Annotated in this window: 18 protein-coding genes; 12 read left to right on the forward strand and 6 right to left on the reverse strand. The window is 65.3% G+C overall.

What is annotated here, in order from left to right; genetic code table 11:
• Positions 1–57: 57 nt before the first annotated feature.
• The 6 genes from metX to VF716_RS07755 are packed head-to-tail and all read left to right on the forward strand — an operon-like array spanning position 58 to position 4,351.
• Positions 58–1,197 carry a homoserine O-succinyltransferase MetX gene (metX, locus tag VF716_RS07730; protein ID WP_186416203.1) on the forward strand — a complete coding sequence of 380 codons (1,140 nt, stop codon included), beginning with the start codon at positions 58–60 and terminating at the stop codon, positions 1,195–1,197.
• Positions 1,198–1,206: 9 nt separating this feature from the next.
• Complete coding sequence (gene metW / locus VF716_RS07735; protein WP_011914976.1) at positions 1,207–1,806, forward strand: methionine biosynthesis protein MetW; 600 nt, start codon at positions 1,207–1,209, stop codon at positions 1,804–1,806.
• Between the two features lie 24 nt (positions 1,807–1,830).
• A complete protein-coding gene (locus VF716_RS07740) occupies positions 1,831–2,253 on the forward strand; it encodes a DUF4426 domain-containing protein (RefSeq protein WP_013984330.1) in 423 nt (140 codons plus the stop codon).
• On the forward strand, positions 2,250–2,843 hold the full coding sequence (rdgB, locus tag VF716_RS07745) for an RdgB/HAM1 family non-canonical purine NTP pyrophosphatase (protein WP_181090239.1): 594 nt from the start codon (positions 2,250–2,252) through the stop codon (positions 2,841–2,843). Before VF716_RS07740 ends, rdgB begins: the two co-directional genes overlap by 4 nt.
• The gene (gene hemW, locus VF716_RS07750; protein ID WP_125842301.1) at positions 2,840–4,018 is read left to right on the forward strand and encodes a radical SAM family heme chaperone HemW; all 1,179 of its coding nucleotides are present in this window, start codon (positions 2,840–2,842) and stop codon (positions 4,016–4,018) included. Before rdgB ends, hemW begins: the two co-directional genes overlap by 4 nt.
• 9 nt (positions 4,019–4,027) lie before the next feature.
• Positions 4,028–4,351, forward strand: coding sequence for a DUF3392 domain-containing protein (locus VF716_RS07755; RefSeq protein WP_125852415.1), 324 nt, complete (start codon positions 4,028–4,030; stop codon positions 4,349–4,351).
• Between the two features lie 6 nt (positions 4,352–4,357).
• Here VF716_RS07755 and VF716_RS07760 read toward each other — a convergent pair whose 3' ends face one another.
• Positions 4,358–4,720, reverse strand: a complete 363-nt coding sequence (locus tag VF716_RS07760) for a DUF5064 family protein (protein WP_255222867.1) — start codon at positions 4,718–4,720, stop codon at positions 4,358–4,360.
• Positions 4,721–4,907: 187 nt separating this feature from the next.
• Here VF716_RS07760 and arcD point away from each other — a divergent pair, with 187 nt between their 5' ends.
• The 4 genes from arcD to arcC all read left to right on the forward strand — a co-directional run bounded on the left by arcD (position 4,908) and on the right by arcC (position 9,715).
• Positions 4,908–6,335: an arginine-ornithine antiporter gene (gene arcD, locus VF716_RS07765; protein ID WP_254161967.1), complete on the forward strand. Its 1,428-nt coding sequence runs from the start codon at positions 4,908–4,910 to the stop codon at positions 6,333–6,335.
• Positions 6,336–6,426: 91 nt separating this feature from the next.
• A complete protein-coding gene (gene arcA, locus VF716_RS07770; RefSeq protein ID WP_014598009.1) occupies positions 6,427–7,683 on the forward strand; it encodes an arginine deiminase in 1,257 nt (418 codons plus the stop codon).
• A 51-nt stretch (positions 7,684–7,734) separates the two neighbouring features.
• The gene (locus VF716_RS07775; protein WP_011914984.1) at positions 7,735–8,745 is read left to right on the forward strand and encodes an ornithine carbamoyltransferase; all 1,011 of its coding nucleotides are present in this window, start codon (positions 7,735–7,737) and stop codon (positions 8,743–8,745) included.
• 40 nt (positions 8,746–8,785) lie between these two features.
• Entirely contained in the window at positions 8,786–9,715 is a 930-nt protein-coding gene (arcC, locus tag VF716_RS07780; protein WP_014598010.1) for a carbamate kinase, read from the forward strand.
• A 43-nt stretch (positions 9,716–9,758) separates the two neighbouring features.
• On the opposite strand, the gene VF716_RS07785 is transcribed toward arcC, so the two are convergent.
• The 5 genes from VF716_RS07785 to VF716_RS07805 all read right to left on the reverse strand — a co-directional run bounded on the left by VF716_RS07785 (position 9,759) and on the right by VF716_RS07805 (position 13,628).
• Complete coding sequence (locus VF716_RS07785) at positions 9,759–11,096, reverse strand: DUF1329 domain-containing protein (RefSeq protein WP_011914986.1); 1,338 nt, start codon at positions 11,094–11,096, stop codon at positions 9,759–9,761.
• A 216-nt stretch (positions 11,097–11,312) separates the two neighbouring features.
• On the reverse strand, positions 11,313–12,029 hold the full coding sequence (trmB, locus tag VF716_RS07790; RefSeq protein ID WP_003282761.1) for a tRNA (guanosine(46)-N7)-methyltransferase TrmB: 717 nt from the start codon (positions 12,027–12,029) through the stop codon (positions 11,313–11,315).
• Between the two features lie 64 nt (positions 12,030–12,093).
• Complete coding sequence (locus VF716_RS07795) at positions 12,094–12,888, reverse strand: thiazole synthase (RefSeq protein WP_013984334.1); 795 nt, start codon at positions 12,886–12,888, stop codon at positions 12,094–12,096.
• 77 nt (positions 12,889–12,965) lie between these two features.
• Complete coding sequence (gene thiS, locus VF716_RS07800) at positions 12,966–13,166, reverse strand: sulfur carrier protein ThiS (RefSeq protein WP_003282763.1); 201 nt, start codon at positions 13,164–13,166, stop codon at positions 12,966–12,968.
• Between the two features lie 87 nt (positions 13,167–13,253).
• Entirely contained in the window at positions 13,254–13,628 is a 375-nt protein-coding gene (locus tag VF716_RS07805; RefSeq protein ID WP_014598011.1) for a DUF423 domain-containing protein, read from the reverse strand.
• A 67-nt stretch (positions 13,629–13,695) separates the two neighbouring features.
• On the opposite strand from VF716_RS07805, the gene mtgA reads away from it, so the two are divergent.
• Complete coding sequence (gene mtgA / locus VF716_RS07810) at positions 13,696–14,424, forward strand: monofunctional biosynthetic peptidoglycan transglycosylase (protein WP_020305647.1); 729 nt, start codon at positions 13,696–13,698, stop codon at positions 14,422–14,424.
• 124 nt (positions 14,425–14,548) lie between these two features.
• Entirely contained in the window at positions 14,549–16,477 is a 1,929-nt protein-coding gene (gene dibA, locus VF716_RS07815; RefSeq protein ID WP_019405541.1) for a phosphodiesterase DibA, read from the forward strand.
• Positions 16,478–16,647: the final 170 nt, after the last annotated feature.

Here is a 16,647-nt window from a genome sequence, read left to right on the forward strand (position 1 = left end):
ATTGCAGCGCGCTTACCTTTAGACTTTGCCGCCTTCTCCAAGCAAGAGCCAGGGTCGATGCCCACTGCAATTCCCGCCGATTCCGTTGGCCTGGTGAGTCCGCAGGTCGCGCATTTTGCCGAACCACTGACACTCGCCTGCGGCCGCACGCTGGCCGATTACCAACTGATCTACGAAACCTACGGCGAACTCAACGCCGCGCGCAGCAATGCCGTGCTGATCTGCCATGCCCTGTCCGGCCATCACCATGCTGCCGGCTACCACAACGAGGACGATCGCAAGCCCGGCTGGTGGGATTCCTGCATCGGCCCGGGCAAGGCCATCGATACCGATCGTTTCTTTGTCGTCAGCCTGAACAACCTCGGCGGCTGCAACGGCTCCACCGGCCCCAGCAGCACCAACCCGGCCACCGGCAAACCCTACGGCGCGGACTTCCCGGTCGTCACCGTGGAGGACTGGGTGCACAGCCAGGCACGCCTGGCCGATCGGCTCGGCATCAACCAGTGGGCCGCAGTGGTCGGCGGCAGCCTGGGCGGCATGCAGGCCCTGCAGTGGACCATCAGCTATCCCGAGCGGGTGCGTCACTGCCTGGCGATTGCCTCGGCGCCCAAGCTGTCGGCGCAGAACATCGCCTTCAACGAAGTGGCACGCCAGGCGATCCTCTCCGATCCCGAGTTCCACGGCGGGCATTTCCAGGAAATGGGGGTCATTCCCAAGCGCGGCCTGATGCTGGCACGCATGGTCGGCCACATCACCTACCTGTCCGATGATGCCATGGGCACCAAGTTCGGCCGCGGGTTGAAGAGCGAAAAGCTCAACTACGACTTCAACAGCGTCGAGTTCCAGGTCGAGAGCTACCTGCGCTACCAGGGCGAGGAATTCTCCGGGCGCTTCGACGCCAACACCTATCTGCTGATGACCAAGGCGCTGGATTACTTCGACCCGGCCGCGGCCAACGATGACGACCTGGCCCGGACCTTCGAGGTCGCTCAGGCGGACTTCTGCGTGATGTCCTTCACCACCGACTGGCGCTTCTCGCCGGAACGCTCGCGGGAAATCGTCGACGCCCTGCTCGCGGCACGCAAGAACGTCTGCTACCTGGAGATCGACGCGCCGCAGGGTCACGACGCCTTCCTGATTCCCAACCCCCGCTACCTGCAAGCCTTCCGCGGTTACATGAACCGCATAGCCGTATAAGGAACGAAGATGCGCGCCGATCTGGACATCATCCAAGACTGGATCCCGGCCGGCAGCCGAGTCCTCGACCTCGGCTGCGGCAACGGCGAGCTGCTCGCCTGGCTGCGCGACCACAAGCAGGTCAGCGGCTACGGCCTGGAGATCGACCCGGACAACATCGCCGCCTGCATCGACAAGGGCGTCAACGTCATCGAACAGAACCTCGACCTCGGCCTTGGCAACTTCGCCAGCGACAGCTTCGACATGGTGGTGATGACCCAGGCGCTGCAGGCGGTGCACTACCCCGACAAGCTGCTCAAGGAAATGCTGCGAGTCGGCCGCGAGTGCATCATCACCTTCCCCAACTTCGGCCACTGGCGCTGCCGCTGGTACCTGGCGAGCAAGGGCCGCATGCCGGTATCGGAGTTCCTCCCCTACACTTGGTACAACACGCCGAACATCCACTTCTGTACCTTCGAGGATTTCGAGCGACTGTGCCAGGAAAGCGGTGCCAGGGTGCGCGAGCGTCTGGCCGTGGACCGCGACCACAAGCACGGCTGGGCGAGCCGTCTCTGGCCCAATCTGCTGGGCGAAATCGGCATCTATCGTGTCACCGGGCCGTCCCGCTGACCCACCAACGCAGGAGGTAGACCCATGAAACGCATGCTGATCGGCCTGCTGGCCGCACTGCTCACCTTGCCGGCACTGGCCGAGCGCAAGCACAGCGTCGGCGAGTACGACATCCATTACATCGCCTTCAATTCCGGCTTCCTGCAGCCGGACATCGCCGCAGCCGCCGGCCTGGTGCGCAGCAAGACCCAGGGCGTGGTCAACGTGTCGGTGGTCAAGGATGGCAAGCCGGTCGCCGCCCAGGTCAGCGGCCAGGTGAAGAACCTGCTCGGCCAGGATCGCCAGCTCACCTTCAAGCAGCTCAAGGAAGGCGACGAGGCGATCTACTACCTGGCGCAGTTCCCCTTCGACTCCCAGGAAACCCTGCGCTTCCGCCTCACCGTGCAGCCGACCGGCGCGCAGCCGTTCAGTTTCGAGTTCAACCAGGAATTCTTCCCCGACCGATGATGCCTTTTTCCGAACTGGTGCTGGCCAGTCACAACGCCGGCAAACTCAAGGAACTCCAGGCCATGCTCGGCGACGCCGTGCGCGTCCGCTCGGTGGCCGAGTTCAGCGCCGTGGAGCCGGAAGAAACCGGCCTGTCCTTCATCGAGAACGCCATTCTCAAGGCGCGCAATGCGGCACGGATCTCCGGCCTGCCGGCCCTGGCCGATGACTCGGGCCTGGCGGTCGACGCCCTGGGCGGCGCACCGGGCATCTACTCGGCGCGCTACGCCGATGGTCAGGGCGACGCAGCCAACAACGCCAAGCTGCTGCAGGTGCTGCGCGACGTGCCGGACGCCGAGCGCGGCGCGCAGTTCGTCTGTGCGCTGGCCCTGGTGCGGCACGCCGACGATCCGCTGCCGATCATCTGCGAAGGCCTCTGGCATGGGCGCATCTTGCATGCGCCGCGCGGCGAGCACGGCTTCGGCTACGACCCGCTGTTCTGGGTACCGGAGTGCGACTGCTCCAGCGCCGAGCTGCCCGCCGCGCAGAAGAACCAGCTCAGCCACCGCGCACGCGCCATGGCCCTGCTCAAGCAGCGGCTGGGGATATGATCGCCGCAAGCGCCGCGCCGGCAACCGGCCAGGGCCGCTTCGAACTGCCGCCTCTGGCGGCGTACGTCCATATCCCCTGGTGCGTGCGCAAGTGCCCGTACTGTGACTTCAACTCCCACACGGCCGGCCCTGAACTGCCGGAAGAGGCCTATGTGGCCGCGCTGCTGGCGGATCTGCGGGCCGACCTCGAGCACGTCCAGGGCCGCCGGCTGAGCTCGATCTTCTTCGGTGGCGGCACGCCAAGCCTGTTCTCCGCCCGGGCACTGGCCGCCATCGTCGAGGGCCTGGAGCATCTGGTCGGGTTCGCCGACAACATCGAGATCACCCTGGAAGCCAACCCCGGGACCTTCGAGCAGGCCAAGTTCCGCGATTACCGCCAGCTCGGCATCAATCGATTGTCGATCGGCGTGCAGAGTTTCCAGGCCGCCAAGCTCAAGGCGCTCGGGCGCATCCACGACGGCGGCGAAGCCATCCGCGCAGCGGACATGGCCCGTGCCGCAGGCTTCGAAAACTTCAACCTCGACCTCATGCATGGCCTGCCGGACCAGAGCCTGGAGGATGCGCTGAGCGACCTGCGCACCGCCATCGCCCAGCAGCCGACGCACCTGTCCTGGTACCAGCTGACCCTGGAACCGAACACCCTGTTCTGGAGCCAGCCACCGCAGCTGCCGGAAGACGACATCCTCTGGGACATTCAGGAGGCCGGCCAGGCACTGCTCGGCGAGCACGGCTATCGCCAGTACGAGACCTCCGCCTATGCCCAGCCGGGCCGACAGGCGAGGCACAACCTGAACTACTGGACCTTCGGCGACTTCCTCGGCATCGGTGCCGGTGCCCATGCCAAGCTCAGCCATGCCGACGGCCGCATCCTGCGCAGCTGGAAGACCCGCCTGCCGAAGGACTACCTCGATCCGGCCAAGGCCTTCCGCGCAGGCGAGAAGCAGCTGACCGCGGACGAGCTGCCCTTCGAATTCCTGATGAATGTGCTGCGCCTCACCGACGGCGTGCCGGCCGTGCTGTTCACTCAACGCACAGGGCTGGCGCTGGATGCGATCGCCAAGCCACGGCGCGACGCCGAGGCTCGGGGTCTGCTGTCCAACGATCCCGACCGGCTGGTGGCGACGCCCAAAGGCCAGCTGTTTCTCAACGACCTGCTACAGAGCTTCCTGCCTTAAGGACCCTGCATGGATTTGCTACTCGACCTGATCGTCACGCTGTCGCGCTGGAGCCGCAGTCACCTGTCCGATATCTCCCTCGCGCTGATGGCAACACTCTTCGTGCTGTTCGGCCCGGCGGTGAACGCCTGGGTCAAGAACACGGTGAGCAGCCTCAACTTCTTCCTGCGTACGCTGATCTTCGTGCTCGTCTGCGCGGTGGGCTACGGCCTGGCCATCGTCTTTCTCACACCTTGGATGACCCAGGGCCTGGCGCACCTGAACAACTACAGCCTGGCGCCGGTGCTGCTGCTGATCTTCTTCCTCATCGGCGTGATCGCCGACCGCAACTGACGCCACTCAGCCTTCGCGCAGGAAGCGGTCGAGATCGACCGCCTCGCCGGGCTGCAGGTGCAACTGCTGCCGCAGATCCGCATACAACGGGTCATACAACGCGTGAAAGCCGAACAGGATGTCCTGCCTGACCTGTACGCCATGGTCACGCAGGCACCGGCGAATGCGCTGCAGGAAGTTGTAGGCGACATCCCGATGCATCCGGAACTGCTCGTCGATATGCACCTGAGGTGCCTCGACGCGCAGGTGAAAGCACGCCCACTCCGGCCTCGGTTCGGCACCTTCGACGTGATAGTCGAGGGTCAGGTGATAGCCGGGGCGCGCCTCGGTCGGCAGCCGGCTGATTTCCACATGTCCGGGTCTGAACACCGCTTCCCCTCGCTCGAAGCTGACTGCGCAATGGCTGTGCCGGTCCGGCTGCGTTCATCGCACCGCAACCGGCCAAAGGCATCCTTGCACCATCACTCACACACTTTCTTGACGTCTGTCATGACCGCAACGCACTGGCAGGCATTCAATGGTCCCGCTACGCACGGTCTTGAAAGGAGACAGGGTAATGACCACGACCTCGAAGCAACTGAAACTCAGCGCGCTGGTGGCGCTGGTGATGGGTTCGATGATAGGCGGCGGAATCTTTTCCCTGCCGCAGAACATGGCGGCCAGTGCCAGCGCCGGCGCCATCCTGATCGGCTGGGCAATCACTGCCGTGGGCATGCTGACTCTGGCCTTCGTGTTCCAGAGCCTGGCCAACCGCAAGCCGGAACTCGACGCCGGTGTCTACGCCTATGCCAAGGCCGGTTTCGGCGACTACATGGGCTTCTCCTCCGCCTGGGGCTACTGGATCAGCGCCTGGATCGGCAACGTCAGCTACTTCGTGCTGCTGTTCAGCACGCTGGGCTACTTCGTTCCGATGTTCGGCGAGGGCAATACCCTGCCGGCGGTGATCGGCGCCTCGCTGGTGCTCTGGGGCGTGCATTTCCTCGTCCTGCGCGGTATCCGCGAGGCGGCGTTCGTCAACCTGGTCACCACCATCGCCAAGATCGTGCCGTTGATCCTGTTCATCGTGATCACCGCGGTGGCCTTCCGCCTGGACGTGTTCACTGCCGACTTCTGGGGCCGTGGCAACCCGGAGCTGGGCAGCGTGATGCAGCAGGTACGCAACATGATGCTGGTGACGGTGTGGGTGTTCATCGGTATCGAGGGCGCCAACGTGTTCTCGGCGCGCGCCGAGCGCCGTAGCGACGTCGGCCGCGCCACGGTCATCGGCTTCTATAGCGTGCTCGCGTTGCTGGTGCTGGTGAACATCCTGTCGATGGGCATCATGAGCCAGGCCGAGCTGGCGGGCCTGAAGAACCCTTCCATGGCGGGCGTGCTGGAGCAGGTGGTCGGTCGCTGGGGCGCGGTGCTGATCAGCGTCGGCCTGGTGGTTTCGCTGGCCGGTGCCCTGTTGTCCTGGACCCTTCTGTGTGCCGAGATTCTCTTCGCCGCCGCCCGTGACCACACCATGCCGAGCTTCCTGCGCAAGGAAAATACCCGCCACGTTCCGGTCAATGCGCTGTGGCTGTCCAACGGGCTGATCCAGCTGTTCCTGATCATCACCCTGTTCAACGCCTCCACCTATCTCAGCCTGCTCTACCTCGCCACCTCGATGATCCTGGTGCCGTACTTCTGGTCGGCGGCCTATGCGTTGCTGCTCGGGGTTCGCGGCGAGGGATACGCGAACGCCGCGGGTGAACGGCGCAAGGACACGCTGATCGCCGCCGTCGCTACGCTATATGCCGTGTGGCTGGTCTATGCCGGTGGCATCCAGTATCTGCTGTTGTCGGCGCTGCTCTATGCGCCGGGGGCACTGTTCTTCGCCAAGGCCAAGCGCGAACTGGGGCAGCCGGTATTCAGCGGCGTCGAGAAGCTGATCTTCGCCGCCGTGCTCATCGGGGCGGCGATCGCGGCCTACGGCCTCTACGACGGTTTCCTGTCCCTCTGACCGGCGCCCCGGCGCCCTCTCTCGCCAAGGCCACAAGCGTTGGCGAGCCACTCTGCACCTACCGGTGCAATGACTGACGGAGGCAAATGCCATGACTCAGCAACTAACGAAACTGGGTGTCCATTCCGAGGCGGGCAAGCTGCGCAAGGTGATGGTCTGCTCGCCCGGCCTCGCCCACCAGCGCCTGACGCCGAGCAACTGCGACGAGCTGCTGTTCGACGATGTGCTCTGGGTCAACCAGGCCAAGCGTGATCATTTCGACTTCGTCACCAAGATGCGCGAGCGCGGCGTCGAGGTGCTGGAAATGCACAACCTGCTGACCGAGACGGTGAGCAATCCGGTGGCGCTGAAGTGGATTCTCGACCGCAAGATCACCGCCAACCAGGTCGGCATCGGCCTGCAGGACGAGGTGCGTAGCTGGCTCGAAGAACAGCAACCCCGGCAACTTGCCGAATTCCTGATCGGCGGGGTGTCCGGCAGCGACATTCCGGGCACCCGCAGCGGCGAAGTCGTCAGCCTGTTCCGCGACTATCTGGGCCACTCGAGCTTCATCCTGCCGCCGCTGCCCAACACCCTGTTCACCCGCGACACCAGCTGCTGGATCTACGGCGGTGTATCGCTCAACCCGATGCACTGGACCGCGCGCCGCCAGGAAACCCTGCTCGCGGCCGCGATCTACCGCTTCCATCCGCAGTTCGCCGGCCAGGACTTCAAGGTCTGGTACGGCGACCCCGAGCTCGACCACGGTCTGGCCACGCTCGAAGGCGGCGACGTGATGCCGCTCGGCAAGGGCGTGGTGCTGGTCGGCATGGGCGAACGCAGCTCGCGGCAGGCCATCGGCCAGTTGGCGCAGTCGCTGTTCCGCCACGGCGCGGCCGAGCGCGTGATCGTCGCCGGCCTGCCGCGTTCCCGCTCGGCGATGCACCTGGATACGGTGTTCAGCTTCTGCGATCGCGACCTGGTGACCATCTACCCCGACGTGGTGCACGGCATCGTCGCGTTCAGCCTGCGCCCCGACGAAAGCAAACCCGGCGGCATCGACCTGCGCCGGGAAAAGGCCAGCTTCCTCCAGGTGGTCGCCGAAGCTCTCGGCCTGCCCGCCCTGCGGGTGGTGGAAACCGGCGGCGACAGCTACGAGGTGGAGCGTGAGCAGTGGGACGACGGCAACAACGTGGTCGCCCTTGAACCCGGGGTGGTCATCGGCTACGACCGCAACACCTTCACCAACACACAGCTGCGCAAGGCCGGGGTGGAAGTCATCACCATCAGCGCCAGCGAACTGGGCCGTGGTCGCGGCGGCGGCCACTGCATGACCTGCCCGATCGCGCGCGACGCGCTCGACTACTGATCACCGCGCCGGGCCCACCCCGGCAAACCGACATTGCGGAGGACTCACCCCATGGCCTTCAACATTCACAACCGCAGCCTGCTCAGCCTGATGCACCACAGCGAGCGCGAACTGCAGTACCTGCTCGATCTCTCCCGCGACCTCAAGCGCGCCAAGTACAGCGGTACCGAGCGCCAGCATCTCAAGGGCAAGAACATCGCGCTGATCTTCGAGAAGACCTCCACGCGAACCCGCTGCGCCTTCGAGGTGGCCGCCTACGATCAGGGCGCCAACGTCACCTACATCGACCCCAACTCCTCGCAGATCGGCCACAAGGAAAGCATGAAGGACACCGCGCGGGTGCTCGGACGGCTGTACGACGCCATCGAATACCGTGGTTTCAAGCAGGAGATCGTCGAGGAGCTGGCGCGCTACGCCGGCGTGCCGGTCTACAACGGCCTGACCGACGAATACCATCCGACGCAGATGATCGCCGACGTCATGACCATGCGCGAGCACAGCGACAAGCCGCTGCACCAGATCAGCTACGCCTATCTGGGCGATGCGCGCAACAACATGGGCAACTCCCTGCTGCTGATCGGCGCCAAGCTGGGCATGGATGTACGCATCGCCGCGCCGCGCGCCCTCTGGCCCAGCGAGCAACACGTCAAGGCCTGCGAGGAATTCGCCGCGCAGAGCGGTGCGCGCCTGCTGCTCACCGAGGATACGCAGGCGGCGGTGCAAGGCGTCGACTTCATCCACACCGACGTCTGGGTCTCGATGGGCGAGCCGATGGACGCCTGGGCCGAGCGCATCCAGCAGCTGCTGCCCTACCAAGTGAACGCGGCGCTGATGCAGGCGAGCAACAACCCGCGGGTGAAGTTCATGCATTGCCTGCCGGCGTTCCACAACAGCGAGACCAAGGTCGGCAAGGAGATCGCCACGCGCTATCCGCACCTGGCCAACGGTATCGAGGTCACCGAGGAGGTGTTCGAATCCCCGGCCTGCATTGCCTTCGAGCAGGCGGAGAACCGCATGCACACCATCAAGGCGATCCTGGTCTCCACCCTCGCCGACATCTGACGTGACCGGCGCCCGTGATGGGCGCCCTGGAGGAACCGACATGCGCATCGTCATTGCGCTGGGCGGCAATGCCCTGCTTCGCCGAGGGGAGCCGCTGAGCGCCGAGAATCAGCGAGAGAACATCCGCCGGGCCTGCGCACAGATCGCGCAGATCGCACCGGGCAACCAACTGGTGGTGGCCCACGGCAACGGCCCGCAGGTCGGGCTACTGGCCCTCCAGGGGGCCGCCTACAAGGACGTACCCAGCTATCCGCTGGACGTCTTGGGGGCCGAAACCGAGGGCATGATCGGCTACATCATCGAGCAGGAGCTGGGCAATGTGCTGCCATTCGAGGTGCCCTTCGCCACCCTGCTGACCCAGGTCGAAGTGGATCCGCAGGATCCGGCCTTCCAGGCGCCGAGCAAACCGATCGGCCCGGTCTACGGACGCGAAGAGGCACAGCGTCTGGCCGAACAACGGGGCTGGAGCATTGCGCCGGACGGCGACCATTTCCGCCGCGTGGTGCCCAGCCCGCGGCCGAAGCGGATCTTCGAGATCAGGCCGATCAGCTGGCTGCTGGAGAAGGGCAGCGTGGTGATCTGTGCCGGCGGCGGTGGCATTCCGACCGTCTACGACCAGCACGGACGGCTGCAAGGGGTCGAGGCGGTGATCGACAAGGACCTGTGTTCAGCGCTGCTGGCCGAGCAGCTCGCCGCCGACCTGCTGGTGATCGCGACCGATGTCGACGGCGCCTACCTGGACTGGGGCACCCCGCAGCAGCGGCGGATCGCCGAAGCCCACCCAGACCGACTGCAAGGCCTGGGTTTCGCTGCCGGCTCCATGGGACCGAAGATCGAAGCGGCCTGCCAGTTCGCACGTAATACCGGCAAGGTCGCGGTGATCGGCTCGCTCGAACAGATCGAGGCCATTGTCCGCGGCGCAGCCGGTACCCGCGTCAGCCTGGCGGCCGCAGGCCTGTGCCAGGCGTGAAAAAAAGGGCGCCAGTGGCGCCCTTCTTTTATCCCGGTGATCCTCAGTTGCCGCGACGCAGCGCCTGCGGCGAGAAATCGCGTGGGCCGAGCTTCACGTTGAAATCGTACATCGGCTCGTTGTTGTCCAGGCCGTCGACGAAGTAGTTGCCATCCTTGAGATGGTAGAGCGTCTCCAGCGTGCTGTTGAACATCGGCACGTCGTAATAGCTGATCGGATGGCTTTCCTGCAGGCCGATCAGCTGCCCCTTCTCGTCATACAGATCGACTGCCAGGATCGCCCAGCTGTCCTCGTCGATATAGAAGCGGCGCTTGTCGTAGAGATGGCTGAAGCCCTTGCGCAGCGTGGCTTCGACCACCCAGACGCGGTGCAGCTCGTAGCGCAGCAGGTCGGGGTTGAGGGTGCGCGGCTGGACGATGGTGTCGTAGGAAATGCCCTTCTGATGCACGGCGTAGCTGTTGTAGGGCATGAGCATTTCGCGCTTGCCGAGCAGTTCCCAGTCGTAGCGATCCGGGGCGCCGTTGAACGAGTCCACCACATCGGCCGTGGCCAGGCCACTGGTGTCAGGCTGCAGGGAGTCGTAGGCCAGCGAAGGCAGGCGGCGCACACGACGATCGTCCGGGCTGTAGCGCCACGCCTTGCGGGTGGTCAGTACCTGGTCGATCGGGTCCTGCACGACCAGCGCGGTGCCGGAGAGCTTGGCCGGCGCGGTGACGCGGTACTTGTAGTACAGCACGGTGTTGTCCAGATCGGCGTAGGTCATCCCCTCGCGGTTGTAGACGTAGTACACGTGCCGGTCGCGCTTGATGTAATTGGCCCGACCACCGATCACCACCGCCTGGTTGTTGATCATGTGGCTCTGGTCACCCTTGTAATGCAGGATGTGGTTCCAGATGACCTCGATGCCGCTCTGCGGGATCGGGAAGGGAATCCCGGCCGCCGCACCCTGGATGCCGTTGCCGTTGGCGATCAGCTCGGCACTGACGGCATTGAAACGAGTGGCATCGTAGATCCGCTGCGGTACCGCAGCGCTGCGGCGGGTCGGGAATACGCGCAGGTGGTAGTCCGGATAGCGCTCCAGCAGCGCCTTCATGCCTTCGGGAAGCTGGTTTTCATGTTCCTTCAGATTGTTGCGATCGACCCGGTACAGCAGCGAATCTCCGGCGAACGGGTCGGGATGATGCATGCCCGGCTCGTAGCCGGCCGGTGCCTGGACGCCACCGGTCCAGGCCGGAATGGTGCCGGCGGCATTGCCCGCCCGCTCCGCGCCCAGCGGCGTCAGGTCCTGTCCCAACCGCGCGGCCTGGGTGCTGTCCACCTTGGCCTGTGCCTGCACAGCGGCACAGGCCGCCAACAACAGAATTCCAATCTTTCCGTACATCGTCTACTCCCCCAATTATGCGCGACGCAGGGCATGGCCATGCCCGGCTGACGGCATTGCATTTGTTGTCTGGTATGGGCAGGCATGCCGTCCTGGCAGGCACTCTTCCCTGGCCGCTGTTGCGGCTCTTCGATTGGATCCGGCGAGCGATCGCGTAGGCTGGCAGGCAGGCCAGGCGGCGGCGCGGCGTCTCGGGTGTCGCTTGTCTGGCCTCGCTCAGTCGATGCGCTGGAACTTCAGGTCCCAGACGCCATGGCCGAGCCGCTCGCCGCGGCGTTCGAACTTGGTCACCGGGCGCTCCGTCGGGCGTGGCACGCAGCGTCCGTCTTGCGCCAGATTGCGGTAGCCCGGGGCGACATTCATCACCTCGAGCATGTGTTCGGCATAGGGTTCCCAGTCGGTGGCCATGTGCAGCACGCCGCCGACCTTCAGCTTGCGCCGCACCAGCTCGGCGAAGGCCGGCTGCACGATGCGGCGCTTGTGGTGACGGCTCTTGTGCCAGGGGTCCGGGAAGAACAGCAGCACGCGGTCCAGGCTGGCGTCGGCCACGCAGTCACGCAGCACCTCCAGGGCGTCGCAACTGTAGACCCGGACGTTAGTCAGTTTCTGTGACACAAGTCCGCTCAGCAACGCGCCGACGCCCGGTTTATGCACTTCCACGCCGATGAAATCCTGCTCCGGCGCCGCGGCGGCCATTTCCAGCGTCGAGTGGCCCATGCCGAAGCCGATCTCGAAGGTCCGCGGCGCGCTGCGGCCGAACACCTCATCGAAATCGCGCAGGCCATCGGCAAGCTCCAGGCCATACTTCGGCCAGCCCTGCTCCAGGCCGCGCTGCTGGCCTTCGGTCATGCGCCCGGCGCGCATCACGAAACTCTTGATGGTGCGGCGGTGCTCGGTTTGCTGCTCTTCGGCCGCGGGGTTCTGCTCAGTCATGGTCTGCCTGCAAGGTATAAAAAAGCCGGCCCCGACGAAGCGTCGAGGCCGGCCACGAAAGGTGTCAGCGAATCAGCCCTTCCAGCGGCGAGGAGGCACTGGCATAGAGCTTCTTCGGCATGCGACCGGCCAGGTAGGCCAGGCGCCCGGCCTCGATGGCGTATTTCATCGCCTCGGCCATCAGCACCGGATTCTGCGCATGGGCGATGGCGCTGTTCATCAGCACCGCCTCGCAGCCGAGCTCCATGGCGATGGTGGCGTCGGAAGCGGTGCCGACACCGGCGTCGACCAGCACGGGGACGGTCGCCTCCTCGAGGATGATGCGCAGGTTGTATGGGTTGCAGATGCCCAGACCGGTGCCGATCAGGCCGGCCAGCGGCATCACCGCGATGCAGCCCATCTCGGCCAGCTGGCGCGCGATGATCGGGTCGTCGCTGGTGTAGACCATCACGTCGAAGCCGTCCTTGACCAGCACGTCGGCGGCCTTGAGGGTCTCGATCACGTTCGGGAACAGGGTCTTCTGGTCGGCCAGCACTTCCAGCTTGACCAGCTTGTGGCCGTCGAGCAGCTCCCTGGCCAGGCGGCAGGTGCGTACCGCATCCTCGGCGGTAAAGCAGCCGGCGGTGTTCGGCAGGATGGTGTAACGCTCCGGGCTGATCACGTCGAGCAGGTTCGGCTCACCCGGGTTCTGGCCGATGTTGGTGCGGCGTACCGCGACGGTGACGATCTCGGCACCCGAGGCCTCGATGGCCGCACGCGTCTCTTCGAGGTCCTTGTACTTGCCGGTGCCGACCAGCAGGCGCGATTGATAGGTGCGACCGGCCAGGGTGAAAGGCTTGTCGTTCGGAACTGGGCGCATGGGAAATCCTCGTTCGGACGTGTTGCTGCGGGCTGTGGGCGCCGCAGAGGCGGCGTCATTCGGATGAGTGGGTGCGGTTAACCGCCGCCGATGGCGTGCACCACTTCGACCTGGTCACCTTCGCTGAGCGCGGTGCTGGCGTGCGCGCTGCGCGGCACGATATCGCGATTGAGCTCGACGGCCAGGCGGCGACCGGTCAGTTCCAGGCGCGCCAGCAGGTCGGCCACCGTCTGGCCGGCTGGCAGCTCGTAGGGTTCGCCGTTGAGTTGAATCTGCATGCTGTTCGCTGCCATTGCGAAAGGGGACGGCATTCTAGCCCGAACCACCCGGTGCACCAAGGCGCACCCCGCGGCCGTTCGTCCCGCTCAGCCGCGGATGCGCCAGCCCGCCAGCGCCAGACACAGCCAGCCCGCGAGAAAGGCGGTGCCGCCTATGGGCGTGATCATGCCGAGCTTGCCGACCCCGGTCAGCGTGAGCAGATAGAGGCTGCCGGAGAACAGCAGGATGCCGACCACGAACAGGCCGCCCGCCGCGCTCAGCAGGCGGCCGGGGCGTTGCAGCGCGAGCAGCGCGACGCCGAGCAGCGCCAGGGCATGGATCAGCTGGTACTGCACGCCGATCTGGAATACCGCGAGATGGGCGGCGCTCAGTTGGCTGCGCAAGCCGTGGGAGGCGAAGGCGCCGAGGGCGACGCCGGTCAAACCGAACAGGGCGGCAAGCACGAGATAGCTACGAATCATTGCTTTTCCGGTCGATGGCCTGAGCGGCCGCTATAATGCCCGCTCTTTTCGCCCACGACCACGTGCCATGTTGCGAAACCTGCTGCTGCGCCTGTCCAAACTGCTGCTCTGGCTGATCGCCCTTTCGGTGCTGCTGGTCCTGCTGCTGCGCTGGGTGCCGCCGCCCTTCACCGCGCTGATGATCGAGCGCAAGATCGAATCCTGGCGCACCGGCGCGGCGATCGACCTGACCCGCGAGTGGCGACCATGGCGCGAGCTGCCCGACGACCTGAAAATGGCCGTGATTGCCGCCGAGGACCAGAAATTCGCCGACCACTGGGGCTTCGACGTCGCTGCAATCCGCGCTGCCCTCAGCCACAATGAGCGAGGCGGATCTCTGCGCGGCGCCAGCACGCTGAGCCAGCAGGTGGCCAAGAACCTGTTTCTCTGGTCCGGCCGCAGCTGGCCGCGCAAGGGACTGGAGGCCTGGTTCACCGCGCTGATCGAATTGCTGTGGCCCAAGCAACGCATTCTCGAGGTCTACCTCAACAGCGTCGAATGGGGCGACGGCATCTTCGGTGCGCAGGCGGCGGCGCAGCATCACTTCGGTACCGGCGCGCCCTATCTGTCGGCCCACCAGGCCAGCCTGCTGGCCGCGGTGCTGCCCAACCCGCGACAATGGAACGCTGGTAAACCGAGCCGCTATGTGAACAATCGCGCGGCCTGGATTCGACAGCAGATGCGCCAGCTCGGTGGCAGCCATTACTTGCAGCGAATCAAACCGAACCACCCGGAATGGTGGCCGAGCTGGCTGTGAGCCGGCATGCAGCACGACCGGCGCAGCAGGACGCAGCACTACCGGTGCCTGATGACCTAGCGCCCGCTCGCCATGGTGCGATGGGGTTTGACTGTGCAGTATTCGATCGGACCCAAGAGCAACGATGAACACCTCTCTCGTCCGGCTGAGCCTGGGCTACTTCTGCCTGGCGATGCTGTGGATCCTTCTCGGCGACACCCTGCTCGGCCAACTGGTGAGCGGTGACGGCCAGGCCTGGCAGATGGGCAAGGGCGCCCTGTTCGTGACGCTCACCAGCGCCCTGCTGTTCGTGCTCGGTCGCCGGCACGTCCGTCGCTTCGATGAGCAGCAGCGCGCCCAGCATCTGCAGGAAACCAGCCTGAAGCAGGCCGCCGCGGTTTTCGACAGCACCCAGGAAGGCGTGCTGGTCACCGACCCGCAACAGCACATCGTGCACGTCAACCCGGCGTTCTCGCGGATCACCGGTTACAGCACCGAGGAAGTGCTTGGCCAGACACCGAAGCTCTTCGCCTCCGGCAAGCATGACGCCACCTTCTACCGGCAGATGTGGCAGGCACTGCAGGAAGATGGCGTCTGGAGCGGAGAGATCTGGAACCGGCGCAAGAACGGCGAGGTGTACCCGCAATGGCAGAATCTGCGCTGCATCTACGACAACGAGGGACAGCTCAGCCACTACGTGGCGGTTTTCTCCGATCTGTCGGCCCTAAAGCGCTCGCGCGAGGAGCTCGACCAGCTCGCGCATTTCGATCCGCTGGTCAACCTGCCGAACCGTCTGCTGTTCACCGAACGCGCCAAGCAGGACCTTGAACGCGCCCGGGCGAACAAGCGCAGCGGCGCGCTGCTGCTGATCGACCTCGACCACTTCAAGGACATCAACGAAAGCCTCGGTCACAACCTCGGCGATACCCTGCTGCAGGCCGTCAGCGCGCGCCTGAGCGAGCAGCTGGAGAGCGGCATGACCCTCGGCCGCCTGGGCGGCGACGAGTTCGCCCTGCTCTGCGAGGACTATGGCGCGGAAAAGGCAACCGCCCTGGCGCTACGCATCCTCGATCGCCTGAACGAGCCTTTCCGGCTCGGCGAGCGGGAGCTGTTCAGCAGCGCCAGCATCGGCATCGTGCTCTACCCCTACCCCACCGACGTGCAGAACGTCGAGCAGCTGATGCGCAATGCCGATTCGGCGCTGTTCAAGGCCAAGAGCAGCGGCCGCTCCACCTACGCTTTCTACTCTCAGGAGCTGACCAGCCAGGCGCGCCAGCGCGTGGAGCTGGTCACCGCATTGCGCCAGGCATTGGAGCAGGGGCAACTGCGCCTGCACTACCAGCCGATCTACGACCTGCGCCAGGGCAGCATCAGCGGGTTCGAGGCGCTGGTGCGCTGGCAGCACCCGGAGAAGGGCCTGATCTCGCCCGCCGTGTTCATCCCCATCGCCGAGGAGACCGGGCTGATCAGCGCCATCGACCACTGGGTTCTCCAGCAGGCCTGCCACCAGGCCCGGGAATGGCTCGGCCAGGGTCGCCCACTCGGCTTCATCGCGGTGAACATCTCCAGCCGGCTGTTCGGCAACGGCGACCTCGACCTGCAGATTGCCACTGTCCTGGCCAGCAGCGGGCTGGCAGCACGCCATCTGGAGCTGGAAATCACCGAAAGCGCCGTCATGCAGGACCCGGACGGTGCGCTGGAACTGCTGCAACGGCTGCGCGCCCTCGGCGTTCAGCTGGCCATCGACGACTTCGGCACCGGTTATTCCTCGCTACAGCGTCTCAAGCGCATGAACGTGCACAAGCTCAAGATCGACCAGGGCTTCGTCCGCGGCTTGCCGGCGGACCGCGAAGACGCCGCCATCACCCGCTCGGTGATCGGCCTGGCACATAACCTCGGCCTGAAAGTGGTTGCCGAGGGGATCGAGATTGCGGACCAGGCGGCGTTCCTTCTGGAGCAGAACTGCGACTATGGCCAGGGCTACGGTTTCGCCCGACCGAGACCGGCCGACGAGATCGACTGGCAACCCACCGCGCTCGACTACGGACAGCGCTGCCGCTCGTCGAGACCCTGACGAAGCGCTTATATCAATAGGCCATCACCGGGGGTAAGCTGACAGAACGGTCAAGGACCGCATTCCGAAAGCCCAGGTCGAAACCGGCAGGCGTTGCGCCGCCCGGCCCGATCGACCAGCGACCCGCCCGTCGGCCGAAGGTCGGCAGATCGGGTAAACACGCGTACCAC

Source organism: Stutzerimonas sp. Brlt_14, from assembly GCF_051948915.1.
Taxonomy (GTDB): Bacteria; Pseudomonadota; Gammaproteobacteria; order Pseudomonadales; family Pseudomonadaceae; genus Stutzerimonas; species Stutzerimonas stutzeri.

Excerpts from the sequence above, each read along its gene's own strand:
- metX (WP_186416203.1), top strand. The coding sequence starts at position 58 with ATGCCCACTGCAATTCCCGCCGATTCCGTTGGCCTGGTGAGTCCGCAG.
- metW (WP_011914976.1), top strand. The coding sequence starts at position 1,207 with ATGCGCGCCGATCTGGACATCATCCAAGACTGGATCCCGGCCGGCAGC.
- VF716_RS07740 (WP_013984330.1), top strand. The coding sequence starts at position 1,831 with ATGAAACGCATGCTGATCGGCCTGCTGGCCGCACTGCTCACCTTGCCG.
- rdgB (WP_181090239.1), top strand. The coding sequence starts at position 2,250 with ATGATGCCTTTTTCCGAACTGGTGCTGGCCAGTCACAACGCCGGCAAA.
- hemW (WP_125842301.1), top strand. The coding sequence starts at position 2,840 with ATGATCGCCGCAAGCGCCGCGCCGGCAACCGGCCAGGGCCGCTTCGAA.
- VF716_RS07755 (WP_125852415.1), top strand. The coding sequence starts at position 4,028 with ATGGATTTGCTACTCGACCTGATCGTCACGCTGTCGCGCTGGAGCCGC.
- arcD (WP_254161967.1), top strand. The coding sequence starts at position 4,908 with ATGACCACGACCTCGAAGCAACTGAAACTCAGCGCGCTGGTGGCGCTG.
- arcA (WP_014598009.1), top strand. The coding sequence starts at position 6,427 with ATGACTCAGCAACTAACGAAACTGGGTGTCCATTCCGAGGCGGGCAAG.
- VF716_RS07775 (WP_011914984.1), top strand. The coding sequence starts at position 7,735 with ATGGCCTTCAACATTCACAACCGCAGCCTGCTCAGCCTGATGCACCAC.
- arcC (WP_014598010.1), top strand. The coding sequence starts at position 8,786 with ATGCGCATCGTCATTGCGCTGGGCGGCAATGCCCTGCTTCGCCGAGGG.
- VF716_RS07785 (WP_011914986.1), bottom strand. The coding sequence starts at position 11,096 with ATGTACGGAAAGATTGGAATTCTGTTGTTGGCGGCCTGTGCCGCTGTG.
- trmB (WP_003282761.1), bottom strand. The coding sequence starts at position 12,029 with ATGACTGAGCAGAACCCCGCGGCCGAAGAGCAGCAAACCGAGCACCGC.
- VF716_RS07795 (WP_013984334.1), bottom strand. The coding sequence starts at position 12,888 with ATGCGCCCAGTTCCGAACGACAAGCCTTTCACCCTGGCCGGTCGCACC.
- thiS (WP_003282763.1), bottom strand. The coding sequence starts at position 13,166 with ATGCAGATTCAACTCAACGGCGAACCCTACGAGCTGCCAGCCGGCCAG.
- VF716_RS07805 (WP_014598011.1), bottom strand. The coding sequence starts at position 13,628 with ATGATTCGTAGCTATCTCGTGCTTGCCGCCCTGTTCGGTTTGACCGGC.
- mtgA (WP_020305647.1), top strand. The coding sequence starts at position 13,696 with ATGTTGCGAAACCTGCTGCTGCGCCTGTCCAAACTGCTGCTCTGGCTG.
- dibA (WP_019405541.1), top strand. The coding sequence starts at position 14,549 with ATGAACACCTCTCTCGTCCGGCTGAGCCTGGGCTACTTCTGCCTGGCG.